The 14,273-nt window shown below is 51.6% G+C and carries 12 protein-coding genes; 3 read left to right on the top strand and 9 right to left on the bottom strand.

Features of this window, described 5'->3' with window-relative positions:
* Positions 1–391: 391 nt before the first annotated feature.
* The 9 genes from thiM to QKW35_RS06355 form a co-directional block, all read right to left on the bottom strand.
* A complete protein-coding gene (thiM, locus tag QKW35_RS06395) occupies positions 392–1,210 on the bottom strand; it encodes a hydroxyethylthiazole kinase (protein WP_282351589.1) in 819 nt (272 codons plus the stop codon).
* Between the two features lie 52 nt (positions 1,211–1,262).
* Complete coding sequence (locus tag QKW35_RS06390; protein ID WP_282351588.1) at positions 1,263–1,880, bottom strand: helix-turn-helix transcriptional regulator; 618 nt, start codon at positions 1,878–1,880, stop codon at positions 1,263–1,265.
* A 12-nt stretch (positions 1,881–1,892) separates the two neighbouring features.
* Positions 1,893–2,192 carry a DUF6506 family protein gene (locus QKW35_RS06385; protein ID WP_282351586.1) on the bottom strand — a complete coding sequence of 100 codons (300 nt, stop codon included), beginning with the start codon at positions 2,190–2,192 and terminating at the stop codon, positions 1,893–1,895.
* 236 nt (positions 2,193–2,428) lie between these two features.
* The gene (locus tag QKW35_RS06380) at positions 2,429–3,631 is read right to left on the bottom strand and encodes an OprD family outer membrane porin (protein WP_282351584.1); all 1,203 of its coding nucleotides are present in this window, start codon (positions 3,629–3,631) and stop codon (positions 2,429–2,431) included.
* A gap of 720 nt (positions 3,632–4,351) precedes the next feature.
* Entirely contained in the window at positions 4,352–5,356 is a 1,005-nt protein-coding gene (gene pta, locus QKW35_RS06375) for a phosphate acetyltransferase (RefSeq protein ID WP_282351582.1), read from the bottom strand.
* Positions 5,357–5,554: 198 nt separating this feature from the next.
* Positions 5,555–7,318 carry a sulfoacetaldehyde acetyltransferase gene (gene xsc / locus QKW35_RS06370; RefSeq protein ID WP_282351580.1) on the bottom strand — a complete coding sequence of 588 codons (1,764 nt, stop codon included), beginning with the start codon at positions 7,316–7,318 and terminating at the stop codon, positions 5,555–5,557.
* Between the two features lie 66 nt (positions 7,319–7,384).
* Positions 7,385–8,491, bottom strand: coding sequence for an alanine dehydrogenase (gene ald / locus QKW35_RS06365; RefSeq protein WP_282351578.1), 1,107 nt, complete (start codon positions 8,489–8,491; stop codon positions 7,385–7,387).
* 283 nt (positions 8,492–8,774) lie between these two features.
* The gene (gene pdxR, locus QKW35_RS06360) at positions 8,775–10,250 is read right to left on the bottom strand and encodes a MocR-like pyridoxine biosynthesis transcription factor PdxR (RefSeq protein ID WP_282351577.1); all 1,476 of its coding nucleotides are present in this window, start codon (positions 10,248–10,250) and stop codon (positions 8,775–8,777) included.
* Between the two features lie 433 nt (positions 10,251–10,683).
* A complete protein-coding gene (locus tag QKW35_RS06355) occupies positions 10,684–12,075 on the bottom strand; it encodes an aminotransferase family protein (protein ID WP_282351576.1) in 1,392 nt (463 codons plus the stop codon).
* Positions 12,076–12,867: 792 nt separating this feature from the next.
* On the opposite strand from QKW35_RS06355, the gene QKW35_RS06350 reads away from it, so the two are divergent.
* The 3 genes from QKW35_RS06350 (at position 12,868) to QKW35_RS06340 (ending at position 14,205) form a co-directional block, all read left to right on the top strand.
* Complete coding sequence (locus tag QKW35_RS06350) at positions 12,868–13,017, top strand: hypothetical protein (RefSeq protein WP_282351574.1); 150 nt, start codon at positions 12,868–12,870, stop codon at positions 13,015–13,017.
* A gap of 122 nt (positions 13,018–13,139) precedes the next feature.
* A complete protein-coding gene (gene thiS / locus QKW35_RS06345) occupies positions 13,140–13,343 on the top strand; it encodes a sulfur carrier protein ThiS (protein WP_345774483.1) in 204 nt (67 codons plus the stop codon).
* 61 nt (positions 13,344–13,404) lie between these two features.
* Positions 13,405–14,205, top strand: a complete 801-nt coding sequence (locus tag QKW35_RS06340; protein WP_282351573.1) for a thiazole synthase — start codon at positions 13,405–13,407, stop codon at positions 14,203–14,205.
* Positions 14,206–14,273 lie beyond the last annotated feature (68 nt).

The raw sequence follows: 14,273 nt of genomic DNA, 5'->3' as shown, positions 1-14,273 counted from the left end.
ACGAAAACAGGACGAGGAATTAAGAAAAGACGTCGAAATGAAGAGCATAAATAACAAACAAAGCATCAAGCTTGTGTGCCATAATATAGAGCCCACCCTGCATAGTCAAGTTTATTTATGAAAAGGGGTTAATGTTCTTCCAGGAAAACTCTAAATTTCTGGGTAATACACCAACCTAGCCAACATTAAACGCGGAAGTTGTGCACTGAATCCACAACACTCAGACCATGAAATAAACTCATGTTATCGGGACTATGATTATCAGGCGTACAAAAAAATTCATAGTTAAAACGTACAACTACCATCAAATCATACAGGTACGAAAACCCAGCCTATTGGCTGGGTTCTTAATATTCGCAGGCGAACACTATAATTCACTCTCCTGATGGATTCAGGCCGCAACCTCTTCGCACATCAGCAGATGTGCCCGTTGCTCCAACGTTAATTGGTCAAGCGAGTACAAGGTATCGAGGATGTGCATGTGCAAACTGCCCGGACCGCGAGACTGGCTGGCTGCAATTTCGGCAGCGACGGACAGCGCAAGTAATGCCTGTACGGTTGCATCAAACGGGCGGCGGTTTACCGCCAGGAAGGTCGCAACAAATGCTGTTGCAGCGCAACCCATCGCGGATACGCGCGTCTGCATCTCGTGACCATTGGCAATCATCAGTGCACGGTGGCCGTTGGTGATCAAATCCGCCTCCCCTGTCTGGGCAACCACCGCACCGGTTTGCTGCGCCAGCATCCAGGCGGCATCGGGCGAATCACTGCCAACCAGGGCTTTAATCTCCGCACTGTTGCCACGAATTACCGTCGGCTTAAGCTCCAGCAGTTCACGCGCATAGGAACAACGCTGTTCTGATGCGTGCGCCGATACCGGATCCAACACCCAAGGACGCTGGTAATCGTTAGCGGTTTCGATGGCCGGTGTAATAGCCGCCTTACGCACCGCATCCAACGTGCCTATGTTGATGCTCAGCGCATCGGAGCTGGCAACGAACTCGCGAATCTCTTCGGCACCCATCGTCAGTGACGGACGCGCGCCCACCGCCAGCAACACGTCAGACGTGAAGTCCATTGCGACGGTGTTGGTGATGCACTGGACGCGGGGATTACGGTCAGCAATGGTTTTCAGTACGGTCGCGCACGAACGGGCGTAATCCAGGTTACTTTGGGGTTCTACATCAAATACTTTGAATACAGTTGACATAATGACCTCCGATTTGGGTCTATGGAACGGCGCGCAAAACACACCGTCCTTATCAAATCTGCTGCAGAGCAACGACCAATTGGGTGCGGTTCTCCATCTCCAGCTTACGCAGGATACTGGACATGTGGGTTTTGACCGTGTGTTCGGTGAGGGACATGCGGTCGGCGATCTGTTTATTGCGCAGCCCACATTTCACCAGGTTGAGCACTTTGTTCTCCTGGTTGGAGAGGCGGCACAACGCATAACCCAAGCGGGTTTTCTGTGCCCCCCACTGGTCGAGAGATACGCGCTCGTTGAAGCGCCAGGTACCGCCTGCCAAAACTTCACGCAGTGCCTCACCCAATTCACTTAAAGGAGCGGTCTTTGCTACCACACCGTCAATGCCTGTCATCCGTGCACGGCGCATCAACGCCACATCGGTTGAATCGGTCATCATCAAGATGTTTGCTTCCCGTACCAGCTTGAGCCCAGCCAGATCTTCCAGCTCGCTCAATCCGTTCAATCGGGAATCAACAACAATCATGACTTTGCCGTGAATCCGCTCCAGCGCCTGTTCTAACGCCGGGTAGCTATCAACCATCAGGGTATTTGCGGTAATGCCTTCGCTATCCAGAGCGAGCTTTACACCCTGTGCGTAGAGTGGAGATGAATCAGCAATGATGATTCTCATGGTCGCGACCTGTTAGCTCAGTTCGCGTTTCAGGCGGTCACGTTCTTCATCTGTGTACTGAACGTAACCCACTGGAATGTGATCGTTGATCGCATCACGTACAGCTTGCGCATCTTCGCCGCTAAAGCCACCACACATTTCGATCAACTGAACGCCTTTGGTGATCATCTCCTGCGCGACGAGGCATGCCTGGGACACATCAGAGACACCTGCAACAGACATGTCAAAGTTGTCACTCTGCAAACGGGCGTGGTGTTTGAACATCTCCAGATCGGCGCTTTTTACGATAAATCCATAACGCTGTAATGCCATCTTGTACTCCACAAATTTATTGTTATTGGTCTTGCTCCATTAAAGACCCGTTACATAAATTCGATTAGAGCCAGTACTTTTTGGATTTTAGAGCCAGCATTCTACTTTGGGACCAGTTTTCCGGTTCGAAACAGTTACCACCATGATCAAAACACAAAGAAAGATTTTCAGCTCAAAAAAGCAAATGAAAACGCGCCCCGTCGCGAGCGCGTTTTTTGTAAGGAAGGAAATTGGGCTTAGAAGGTGTAGTTCATCATGAACCGGACTTCATCGATATCGCTATATGCATCAGCTTCGATATGCGCATAACGCAATCGGAAAGTCATTTCACGTAACTTACCCGTCTGAATGGTATAACTTAGGTCCAGGTTGCTCTCTGCTTCATCCACTTCAGCAACTCCCTCGTCGTATGTGCCTTCTGCATGTCGGATCCATCCACTCAAACCCGGCACGCCCTCGAAACTGTAGTCCGCACGTATTTGCCAGGAATCCTCATCGTCTCTGTTAAAATCGTTGAACTGAATAGACTGCCATGTCTGATGCAGTGTCTGATCACTCCCGCCCCAAGCAAAGTCATAAGCATCATCCCCACCGATCGTCTGATAGGAGAGCAACAACTTTACATTTCCGAACGTATAGCGCGCGGCCAGATTAGTCATAGTAGAGTTGTAGTCCGGGTCTGGATACAAATTACCTTCAGCCTCGCCATCGTAGTGATAGAAATCGATCAGCAAACTACGGGCATCACCCAGGTCAAACGTGTAATTAGTATTAAGATAGATCTGGCGTTGGTAGTCATCGGCATATCCGTACGACGCATGTACGCCGAGTCCGTTTTCAAACTTGTAGGCCCCCCCGGCTACCAAAACTTCATAGTCTTCCCCATTAGACGTGTACTCTTCAAAAGAAATATCAGAACGCGTTACTGCCTCATCGTTATAGACCGCGTAGAACCTGCTGTTTTCCCATTTACCATCTAACATCACCACCTGATGAGAACCAGGTGTGGAGCGAATATCTGGATTATTTAGTAGCGGCAAGTTCATAAACACCCGCCCGATGCGTACTTTTGTTCCTGTGGTGATTCCTGCATCGAAAAACACCTGGCCGATTTTCGCAGAGTGTTCTGTTTCCCCGTCACTGTTTGCCCTATTAACGTCGGCTGCAGCGTCGTTATTCCGGCCGTCCAATTTAATATTTGCCAGCGCAGTCAGACCAAACTGGAAACGTTCGCCAAACGTTGGTGACAGGTAATCCGCTCTAAACGCCTGGGCCGCCGCCACGCGGTCTTCAGGCCCCTCATGAAAGTCACGATTGAAATAGAAAGTACGGGTACTGAGTGTCAGCTCAGGCTCACTCGCAGCCAGCACCACAGGTGCAGCCGTTACAGTTGCCATGATTACAGCAGTACTCAGCAGAGATCGGTGAAACTTAGCCATACGTAAACCCTTCCACTTATAGAAGTTAAAGATTTATGCAGTCATGGCTTTCCAGTCAGAATCCAAGATGATTCAAGGCCGAAGGGGAGGACTCGAGATACCTGCAATCATGTCAGACAAGATAGCCAATCCTTTCAAAGTGATGCGCTATCACTTCGACCTGTACTGACCGTCTGGAACGCTATCTGCTCATGCCTATCGACCACAAACGGCGGCTCCTTGCGCTATAGCTCCAGAACACATTATCACTAGCATAGTTCAATATTTTGGAATATTGCTCGCAAAGGCCCGTTTTTCGGGCAATGTAGGCAAAAACTGGGGGAAAAGCCCGCTCCTCCGGGGAGGAGGAGCGGTAAATTCAGCTTCATGCCGAATAGAGTTAACGCAGGGTTAAAGGAACGGATTGAATCGTCGAGACGAAATCACTAGTACAAATAAACTGAAGGTCTGTTTATAGGAACCTTCGAATAAGTCCGATACTTTCTCTGCGGCCGATAAAACAGCTTTATGCGCGAAAGGCAGTGCAGTGGAATGACTGGTCCTTTCCAAGCTGACTGACAAAGCAGAAAGCTGTTTTAGCGACCGCCCTTTTGGGGCATTCAGAGCAATCCGATCTCTGTGTTAGCGATTTTCGCCGTGCAACCAGCATGGCTGTAACCGCTGCCTTGATCTCGAATCGCTCTGAATGCCAGAGGCGTATCGGGCTTGTTCGCAGGTTCCCTAGCCTTCTGCGGTTTGCGCCTGTACCACGGTAATGGCGATGACGTTTACCACATCGTTCGCAGAGCAACCTCGGGACAGGTCGTTCGCCGGTTTTTTCAAACCCTGCAGAATCGGACCAATTGCATCTGCTTTACCAATTCGTTCGGCCAGCTTGTAACCGATGTTACCCGCCTCAAGGTTCGGGAAAATCAGTACGTTAGCTCGGCCATGAGTTTGGGACGACGCCACTTTGCGTTCAGCGATCTCTGCCACAATGGCAGCATCCAGCTGCACGTCGCCGTCGATCGCCAAATCTGGCATCTGCTCTTTTACGAGCGCGGTGGCTTCAACAACCTTATCAACCGCCGCGTGCTTGGCACTGCCACTGGTTGAGAAGGACAGCATCGCCACTTTGGGTTCTTCGTTCAGCAGGGCTCGGGCGCTGTTGGACGCGGACATCGCTATCTGCGCCAGCTGCTTGGAATCCGGATCGATCACCAGGCCGCAGTCGGAGAAGATCACACCGCCTTTCAGCTCATGGAACGGCTCACACAGCATCATGAGGAAGAAGCTGGAAACCATCGAGCTGTTTTCGCCCATGCCGATGATCTGGATCGCCGCACGCACAGTATCGCCGGTGGTGTATACCGCACCACACACCGAACCGTCAGCATCATCCAGGTGCACCATCATCTGAGCGTAGTGCAGTGGGTCGCGCATCAGCTCAACCGCTTTACCCAGGGTCATGCCCTTGGCTTCACGTAGACGGTGCAGTTCCGCCGCGTATCGCTCAATCTCGGCAGAATCGGCCGGATCGGTAATCGTCACCCCATCCAGTGATACGCCCTGCTCTGCTGCTTTAGCTGCGATAGCCGCGGCATTGCCCAGTAGAGTAATACGAGCTATGCCGCGCTGAGTTGCAGTGGCTGCTGCTTCGATAATTCGAGGATCTTCACCCTCAGCCAGAACGACATGACGCGGGTCGTCACCAGCACGTTTAAAAATGTTATTGAGGGCCTTCATCCGAATACTCCTTGCTGTAGATTGAGAGGAGCCTCTGGTTAAACCACTCACCGTCCGTATGCAGAGAACGGGCGTGTAACACTGAACACAAGCACAGTGAGCGGTTTAACCAGAAGGTCCGCATATTTGTTGCTTTCGTTAGGTGAAGAACCGGAGGCCGTATGGCCTCCGGTTTGATCAGACTATAAAAGCGAGGGCTTATACGTAGTCTTTGTATTTTTCCAGGTGACGTACTGGCTTGGACAGTGCGTCGCGGCGGAACGGATCGCCCAGCTCACGAGTACACATGATCTCGATAACAGTAGTCTTACGCTCTTCCATCTGCTTACGGATAGCTTCCTGAAGTGCAGGACCTACGTCTTCCAGTTTGTCTACAGTTACACCTTCAGCGCCCATGGAGCGTGCGATGTCTGCGAAGCTTGGGTTTTCCAGCTCGCCTGCTACGAAACGACGGTTGTAGAAATCAACCTGGTTCTTCTTCTCAGCACCCCACTGACGGTTGTGGAATACGATAGAAGTTACAGGGATGTCTTCACGTACACAGGTCATGATTTCCATCATGGACATGCCCCATGCGCCGTCACCCGCGTAAGAGATACCAGGGCGATCTGGAGCAGCCACTTTTGCACCGATCATAGTTGGCAGTGCGTAACCACAGTTACCGAAGGACATCGCTGCGAAGAAAGAACGTGGACGTTCGAAACGCAGGTAGCTGTTGGATACAGAGTTGATGTTACCGATATCGGTGGACACCATTACGTCTGCAGGCATCGCTTTTTCCAGCTCACGCAGAACTTGACGTGGGTGCAGGTAGTTGCCTTCTTCAGCAGCCTGCTCTTCGATCATCTCGCGAGAGTAATCGTCTTTCTCGTGGATCCACTCGTCCAGCTCAGCTTCCCAAGCAGCTTTTTCAGCAGCGATCTCTTCTGCACGCTGATCGCGGTTTTCCAGACACTTAGGTGATTTCTCAGCCAGCAGACGCATCAGTGCTTTAGCTGCTGCTTTTGCGTCACCGCAGATACCTACGTCAACTTTCTTAACCAGACCCAGCATCTTAGGATCGCAGTCAACCTGGATGATTTTCGCGTCTTTCGGCCAGTAGTCGATACCGTGCTGAGGCAGAGTACCGAAAGGTCCCAGACGGGTACCCAGAGCCAGTACAACGTCAGCGCGCTGGATCAGTTTCATACCTGCTTTGGAACCCTGGTAACCCAGAGGACCACACCACATTGGGTGAGATGCGGGGAAGGAGTCGTTGTGCAGGTAAGAGTTTACAACTGGCATGCCCAGCTGATCGGAGATAGCGATCGCTTCTTCGTAAGCGTCACCCAGAACAACACCGCCACCGGAGATCATTACTGGGAATTCAGCGTTAGCCAGCAGCTCTGCAGCTTCAGCCAGCGCCTGCTCACCACCCGCAGAACGTTCGATGCGGATCGGCGCTGGGATTTCACAATCGATGTCGCCGTAGAACAGGTCACGTGGGATGTTCAGCTGAGTTGGGCCGTTTTCCAACATCGCGCGGTCAAAGCAGCGAGCAGTCAGTTCAGCCATACGGGTGTTGTTTACAACAGACACCTGGTACTTAGTGATGGTTTCGAAGAACGGCAGCTGCTGAGCTTCCTGGAAACCACCCAGACCCTGGGAGTTAGTACCGGTTTCAGGCGTGATACATACTACTGGGGAGTGAGCCCAGTAAGCTGCAGCAATTGCAGTTACGAAGTTGGTGATACCTGGGCCGTTCTGTGCGATACATACACCGTGACGACCGGAAACACGCGCATAACCGTCAGCCATGTGGCCAGCGCCCTGCTCATGCACTACAGGGATCAGACGAATACCCGCTGGGGTGAAGATATCCATCGCATCCATAAATGCAGAACCCATGATACCGAAACAATCGGTAACACCGTTCGCAACGAGGGTTTCTACCATCGCTTCACTAGGAGTCATACGAGCCATAATAGGAGTTCCTTAATGTTATTTTTATTGGCAGCGACCTAAGTCACTGCCGACAACGGTTGATGATTAAACGCTGTAAGGTGTGTACTCACGCCCTAAAGCAACGGCAACTTCTTCGTTTGTAATCTTGCCATCGTGAACATTGAGGCCATTCGCCAGGTGTGGGTCCCGACGGATCGCTTCCTGCCAGCCCAAATCAGCCAGCGCCACGATATAAGGCAAGGTCGCATTGTTCAGTGCCAGTGTGGAGGTGCGGGCTACCGCACCTGGCATGTTGGCGACGCAGTAGTGAACAACGTCGTCAACAATGTAGGTTGGGTCCTGATGCGTAGTCGCATGGGAGGTTTCGAAGCAACCGCCCTGGTCAATTGCAACATCAACAACAGCAGAACCTGGTTTCATACGGGAGACCATCTCTTTGGTCACCAGTTTTGGCGCGGCTGCGCCAGGAATAAGAACGCCACCGATCACCAGATCTGCGGATAATACATGCTCTTCCAGCGATGCTTTGCTTGAGTAAACAGTGCTAACTGACGTGCCAAACTCGGAAACCAGTCGGCGCAGCACATCAACGGAGCGATCCAGAATCACAACGTTAGCGCCCATGCCGATAGCCATGCGAGCAGCGTTGGAGCCAACCACACCGCCACCGATGATGGTTACTTTTGCAGGCTCTACGCCCGGTACGCCGCCGAGCAGCATGCCGCGGCCCTGTTTGGATTTCTCCAGACACGCCGCACCCGCCTGAATGGACATGCGACCGGCAACTTCAGACATCGGCGCCAACAGTGGCAGACCGCCTTTATCAGATGTTACGGTCTCGTATGCGATGCAAGTAGCGCCGCTCGCCTGCAGGTCATCAGTCTGATCCGGGTCCGGAGCAAGGTGGAGGTATGTAAACAGCAACTGGCCAGGACGCAACATTTTGCGCTCTACCGCCTGAGGCTCTTTAACTTTTACGATCATGTCTGCAGAAGCGAAGATCTCTTCTGCGGTGTTTGCGATGGTCGCGCCCGCTGCGCGGTAATCGTCGTCACTGAAACCGATACCGGCACCGCCGTTGGTTTCAACTACTACCTGGTGACCACGGCTTGTCAGTTCCTGCACACTCGCTGGAACCATACCGATACGGTATTCGTGGTTCTTAATCTCTTTAGGTACACCGATCAACATTGTTATCCACTCCCACTTTTTATTTTTTTCGTTCTGAGTAGTAGACCGTGTTTAGCACCGGCCCTCGCGTTTCAGCGCGATTCCCGTGCTAACGTCTTGTTAAACAGATTAGGAGGGAGGCCTATTTCTCAGTAGGACCAGATTTGAGGTACGGTTTGAGCCAGGATGAAAAACTGGCCCAATACCTATTTTTAACCTTATTTTTCAATATGTTAAAGAATGGAACCAAAACAAAAAAGCCACCTGATCCAGGTGGCTTTTGGGGTGTACGTACAGTCGTTGATCACACCATCGAGTGGATTAAATCCGCCAGTTTTTTAATTCCTGGCTCTATCCGATCGGTGGAGATAGAGGAATACCCAAGTCGGAAATAGTTCTTGGGAGGTGGATCCTGCAGGAAGTGAATCGCGCCCGGCTCAATCAGGATGCTCTCCTCCTTCGCGCGTTGCTGCAGTTCTTCCGCATCCAGCCCTTCCGGCCCCTTAACCCAGTAACAGGAACCACCGAACGTTGGCTGGTTATGGGATTCAGGCAAGTACTTGGTTAGCGCTTCATCCATCGCACGCCAGCGTGTTTGGTAGTTACGCATGATGTTCATAATCAGCGAGTCGTGATAACCGCGCTCCAGGAACAGAGCCACCGAACGCTGGTTGTTCGCCGCAGGGTGACGCACCATCAGACGGCGCAACGCCCTCGCCTCACGGATAAACTCGGCCGGCCCTACGAGGTACCCCAGGCGCAATCCTGGTGCAAGGGTCTTGGAAAGACTGCCAATATAGAGCACGCGGTCGTTCTTATCGAGGCTCTTCAAGGCCGGGATTGGGTTGGACTTGAAGTTAGTTTCACTCTCGTAGTCGTCCTCGATGATCAGAAAATCATCTTCATCGGCACGCTTGAGGAGTTCATAACGACGCTCGATTGGCATAGTTACCGTTGTTGGGCACTGGTGACTTGGTGTCGTGAACACCAGATCACAGCCTTTCAGACGGTCATCCACCAACATTCCGTCCTTGTCTACCGGAATCGGTCGTACCTGAGACGGATTCAGTGTGGCAATGTTGCGGATATCCACGTAGCCCGGGTTTTCAAGGCCAATGGTGCTCTGCTTATCCAACAGCAGCTGCGCCATCATATAGAGTGCCTGCTGCGCACCTACAGTCACCAGGATCTGATCGGATGAAGCCCATACGCCGCGGCGTGGCAGCAAACGTGTACGGATCTGCTCGATCAGCAACGGATCATCGTTATCAAAACGGTCTGCCGCCCAGTCACTGATAGAAGGACCGCTTACCGCATCACGGCAGCATTCGCGCCAGTTAACGGTTGGGAACAAGGATGCGTCAAACTGACCGTAAATAAACGGATATTCGTACTTCTGCCAGTCACGCGGTTTGCTGATGTTAGTTTGTTCGGTTGGACGCAGCTTGAAACGCTTACCCCAATCTGGCGGGTGAGTCGGTTCGCTGCCGGCTTCTGGTTCCGGTTGTTCTGCGAGTTTTACCTGGCCTGACAGAATATCCGGGTTTACGTAATAGCCACTACGTTCACGGGCGATCAAGTAACCGTCGTCGAGAAGGTGTTCGTAAGCCAACACCACGGTATTACGCGCCACGTCAAGCTGTTGCGCAAGCTTGCGGCTGGATGGAAGTGGAGCATCAACCGGAATGTTGCCGTTCAGAATCGCCGTTGCGATCTGCTCTCTCAGCTGTTGCTGCAGGCTGCCACCTTTGCCTGGCGTTAAGTGGAATAGCTGAAACATTTACTTCGCCTTTTTATCGTTCTTATTTGCACTCTTTTAATTGCCTCAATCGCTGAGGCCTCAACTGACCATCTACTCCTTTAGTGAACGTAGTCCTGCAAATTTTGTTCCATCAAAATAGCAGAAAATCTGCCGTAGCAGAGAACAGGTATTACGGAGTCAGTATAGTTCATAACCACTAATCGCTTGTGGTTACTCTCTCTTATCTTATTGTTTTTATTAGAGATCGATCAGTTTTATACGATCCACTGAGTAAATACCAGTTATTGATCGTATTTTTAACATTACCGTGATGAGGTCACGGCCAAGCAAGATAGTGATGAGACGGTGCGGCGGGCAACAAAAAGGCCCAACAGCGCAGGCCTCAGAAAAAACCGGAGTTATGGCTACCGTAAAACCATAACTCCGGAGCACCTTAATTCAGCATGTCGAATTATGCGTTAGGCGCCAGTTCAGCCAGAGCGTTGTCCAGAGCGTCAACGATCTTATCGATGTCTGCACGGGTAGCGATCAGCGCTGGGCTCAGACAGATAGTGTTATTGAACTCTTTGAAGGAGCGGTTAGTACGACCGATGATTACGCCATTCTGCATGCAGTGTGCACCGATTGCGATTGGCAGACTCTCATCAACAGGCTCTTTGGTTTCACGGTCTTTCACTAGTTCGAAACCAGCGAACAGACCTTTACCACGTACGTCTCCGATAACGTCGTACTTCTCCATCAGCTGGTTCAGACGGCCGCGCAGGTATTCACCCTGTTCTACAACGTTGTCCAGCAGACCTTCGCGCTCGATGATGTCCATGTTAACCAGTGCTGCCGCAGGACCCGCAGTACAGCCACCGAAGGTGGAGATATCACGGAAGTAACCCATGCGCGCATCGTCATCTTCTTTGAACGCTGCGAATACTTCTTCAGTGGTCACGGTGCAGGAGATCGCCGCGTAACCGGACGCAACACCCTTCGCCATGGTTACCATGTCTGGCTTGATGCCGTAGTGCTGGTAACCGAACCACTTACCGGTACGACCCAGACCACAAACGACTTCGTCGATGTGCAGCAGGATGTCGTACTTTTTGCAGATTTCCTGAACGCGGTCCCAGTAACCCTGAGGCGGCTCAATCACACCACCACCTGCAGTGATCGGCTCCAGACACAGTGCGCCTACAGTCTCAGGACCTTCAGCCAGGATCACTTTTTCGATCTGGTCTGCAGCCCATACACCGTAGTTTTCTGCGTCAGATCCGTCCTGCGCACGGTATTCACAGCAGTGTGGTACTTCAACGAAACCTGGAGTGAATGGACCGTACTGGTTCTTACGCTCGTACTGGCCAGTCGCACTCAGTGCAGTGATGGTAGTACCGTGGTAGTCACGCTCACGGAACAGAATTTTGTGCTTCTTGCCGCCGTATTTCTTCTCGGCGATCTGACGTACGATCTTAAACGCTTTCTCGTTCGCCTCTGAACCGGAGTTGGAGTAATAAACTCGGCTCATACCAGGCATTTTTTCGATCAGACGCTCTGCAAACTGCGCCGCTGGAACGTTACCGGCAGTCTGTGCGAAGTAGTTCATGGTAACCAGCTGATCACGAACAGCATCTGCGATCTCGGTACGGCCGTAGCCAACGTTTACAGTCCATACTGCGCCGGATACCGCATCCAGGTATTCGTTACCTTTCGCATCCCATACACGCATGCCTTCGCCTTTCACAATCACCATTGGATCGTTTTCTTCGAATGGCTTGTGCTGGGTGATGTGGTGCCATACGTGTTTACGGTCGTTGCCAATTACTTCTTTTGCGTCGAATTCGTTCGCGTTAAAAGTCATACTCACCTCCTCTGAGGGTGCTGTTATTTTTATGCAGAGGCGGGAGTCGAACTCCCATCTTCCGTCTTACTCTTAGCTCTCCGAACTCTTCCGTAAGGTCGAAATTGTTCGGTTTGGAGAACGACAAAGCAGGCGTGCCCTGATGTCCTTCACTGATCTTTAAGCTACAGATTCAGGCCGAAAACGGGTTAGAACCAGATGATTGGGAAACATGATGCCAGTAGGATTTGTGGGGGCTTCGATTTGGTTGAAGCCCCGAATTATATGGGCTTCAGCTTGGTGCCAGGTTTAAAATTTTCGCTGTTAATCAGGGAAAAAAGTTAGTTGATCATCTTGATGGATTTCTTTGGTGTCGCCCCTTTAGGGCGAGGTAAGGGGTGCAGCCGCGCACCCCTTACCAATCCCCCGCGGCCCCGATACTTGCCGGGCAAGCCCGGTACCCTGCGCGTTTCACAAATAAAACGAAGCAAATAAACTCGGCCATAGGCCTCAAACAGAATTTGCTTTTAGTCGTTTTATTTGCGAAATGCTCGGCGGCGTAGAGGGGAGTGAGTTTCGTGCTAACTGATAACATAGACGCGATGAGATCCTATGTAGGGTAACCTGAAGGCTATCCCAGCCCCCCCTGCAAAGCCTCTGCTCTTCCTTTTCCCCTCAACCACTTAACGTACCACCACATTAAGTTATTAATTCACTTAACTGGGCGAAAGTTATTTTAGATTTAACGAAACTTTCTCCTATCACAAAATCAGTTCATACCTTCTGCCGGTGATCTCACCGGAAAGTACAAGGATGTACAAAAAGCCCGTAGGTTGGGTCGAGCGAAGCGACACCGAACACACAGGTTGCCGAAAGATGGGTATGTTGGGTGTCGCCTATGGCTCGACCCAGCCTGCGGGATTAATGTTCTCGCTGGCTAAGTTGCCCAATGGCACCAACTAGCTGGACTCATATCGTCCACAAAGCTGGACCTTAACCCTTTGCCCTCTTCTCTCTCAACATACACACCAACCAAAAATAAAAACCGATCGGTCTCCACATAGACCGGCAACGAGGCCACCAACATGATCCGACTGACTGTAAATGGCGAGAGCATGCAGCTCTTCAGCGCTAATAACGTTCAAGAACTCCTCGACAAGCTGCACCTGGGCAACCAGCGCATCGCAGTAGAGCTAAACAGTGAAATTATCCCTCGTAGCCTGCATGCCAAAACCCGTGTGCGTGAAGGCGACCGTATCGAAATCGTGCGTGCGATCGGTGGCGGCTGATTAATTCAGCGTCCCCGCGCCACTTACGTCCAATTCTCCTCTCGAAGTACAGGAATCAGGTATGACTACAGAGATCTCCACAAACGATCAGTTGATCGTTGCAGGCCGCAGTTTTAACTCCCGTCTAATGGTGGGTACCGGTAAATACAAGGACATGGCCGAAACCAAAGCGGCTATCGAAGCCAGCGGCGCGGAGATCGTAACTGTGGCGCTGCGTCGTACCAACATAGGTCAAAATCCGGATGAACCAAACCTGTTGGACGTAGTGCCACCTGAAAAGTACACCATCCTGCCGAACACCGCGTTCTGCTATACCGCTGAAGAAGCAGTACGCACCTGCCGTCTGGCACGTGAACTGTTGGATGGCCACGATCTGGTGAAGCTGGAAGTACTGGGCGACGATAAGACGCTCTATCCGAATGTAACCGAAACCCTGGCTGCAGCAGAAACGCTGATCAAAGATGGCTTCAAGGTAATGGTTTACACCAGCGACGATCCCCTCGTTGCGAAACGCCTGGAAGAGATGGGTTGTGTGGCGGTAATGCCACTGGGTGCACCAATCGGGTCAGGCCTTGGTATCTGCAACCCTAACAACATCAAGATCATTCTGGAAAACGCCAACGTTCCGATCATCGTTGATGCCGGTGTGGGTACTCCGTCTGATGCGACACTGGCGATGGAGATGGGCTGTGAGGGCGTATTGATGAACAGTGCAATTGCCCACGCTCAGAACCCGGTACTGATGGCCCAGGCGATGCGTAAAGCAGTTGAATGCGGTCGTGAAGGCTACCTGGCGGGCCGTATGCCGCGCAAGTCCTACGCAACAGCGTCTTCGCCTATTGATGGATTGATCGGATCTTAATTTTCCCGCGTAATAGATCCTGTAGCTCGTCCAAGCTATAAAAGCGCCTAGGGTTCGCCCTTGGCGCT

This window comes from Pontibacterium granulatum, assembly GCF_029961155.1.
In the GTDB taxonomy this organism is placed as follows: domain Bacteria; phylum Pseudomonadota; class Gammaproteobacteria; order Pseudomonadales; family Balneatricaceae; genus Pontibacterium; species Pontibacterium granulatum.
Note: the sequence above shows the minus strand (reverse complement) of the source record. Positions and strands in the feature narration are given on the sequence as shown.

Bases quoted from the DNA above. Each gene is read 5' to 3' on its own strand.
- QKW35_RS06350 (WP_282351574.1), top strand. From the start codon at position 12,868: ATGTACAAAAAGCCCGTAGGTTGGGTCGAGCGAAGCGACACCGAACAC.
- QKW35_RS06390 (WP_282351588.1), bottom strand. From the start codon at position 1,880: ATGAGAATCATCATTGCTGATTCATCTCCACTCTACGCACAGGGTGTA.
- QKW35_RS06340 (WP_282351573.1), top strand. From the start codon at position 13,405: ATGACTACAGAGATCTCCACAAACGATCAGTTGATCGTTGCAGGCCGC.
- QKW35_RS06380 (WP_282351584.1), bottom strand. From the start codon at position 3,631: ATGGCTAAGTTTCACCGATCTCTGCTGAGTACTGCTGTAATCATGGCA.
- pdxR (WP_282351577.1), bottom strand. From the start codon at position 10,250: ATGTTTCAGCTATTCCACTTAACGCCAGGCAAAGGTGGCAGCCTGCAG.
- xsc (WP_282351580.1), bottom strand. From the start codon at position 7,318: ATGGCTCGTATGACTCCTAGTGAAGCGATGGTAGAAACCCTCGTTGCG.
- QKW35_RS06355 (WP_282351576.1), bottom strand. From the start codon at position 12,075: ATGACTTTTAACGCGAACGAATTCGACGCAAAAGAAGTAATTGGCAAC.
- ald (WP_282351578.1), bottom strand. From the start codon at position 8,491: ATGTTGATCGGTGTACCTAAAGAGATTAAGAACCACGAATACCGTATC.
- thiS (WP_345774483.1), top strand. From the start codon at position 13,140: ATGATCCGACTGACTGTAAATGGCGAGAGCATGCAGCTCTTCAGCGCT.
- QKW35_RS06385 (WP_282351586.1), bottom strand. From the start codon at position 2,192: ATGGCATTACAGCGTTATGGATTTATCGTAAAAAGCGCCGATCTGGAG.
- pta (WP_282351582.1), bottom strand. From the start codon at position 5,356: ATGAAGGCCCTCAATAACATTTTTAAACGTGCTGGTGACGACCCGCGT.
- thiM (WP_282351589.1), bottom strand. From the start codon at position 1,210: ATGTCAACTGTATTCAAAGTATTTGATGTAGAACCCCAAAGTAACCTG.